This window comes from Flavobacterium zhairuonense (assembly GCF_004352915.1).
Taxonomy (GTDB): domain Bacteria; phylum Bacteroidota; class Bacteroidia; order Flavobacteriales; family Flavobacteriaceae; genus Flavobacterium; species Flavobacterium zhairuonense.
Genome location: NZ_SJSY01000021.1, coordinates 1 through 344, shown reverse-complemented (window position 1 = coordinate 344; position 344 = coordinate 1). Strand labels below are relative to the sequence as shown.

At 50.6% G+C, this 344-nt stretch carries 1 protein-coding gene; it reads right to left on the bottom strand.

The annotated features are described in order from the left end of the window. Nucleotides 1–316, bottom strand: a 316-nt coding sequence (locus EYY60_RS00025) for an Ig-like domain-containing protein (protein ID WP_132987397.1), incomplete at its 3' end; no start/stop codon positions are given. Nucleotides 317–344 lie beyond the last annotated feature (28 nt).

The window sequence follows — 344 nt, the reverse complement described above, 5'->3', positions numbered from 1 at the left end:
TCAGGCTCACAGTCGCTGTCGAGCAGTTCGATGCATTGGCCTTGTCGCAGATCGAATAGGTCAACGTGTAAGTTCCAGCCGGGGCATTTGCGCCAAGGGTTGCAACTCCTGTTGCCGGATCAAGGGTCAAATATCCTGAAGGATCCGCAACGGTTGTCGTTATTTTTACTTCAGATGCCGCCAACGGCTGTCCGTTTCTGATGTCGTTGTCCGTAACTGTGATGATTGTCTGGGCTGTCGTTGACTGTGTAACCGAAGCAGGATTGTCTGCATTGGCCACCAAAACATCTCCCACAACTTGGATATAGCTCTTCACTGTATCGCAGTTCAGCGCATGATCATTG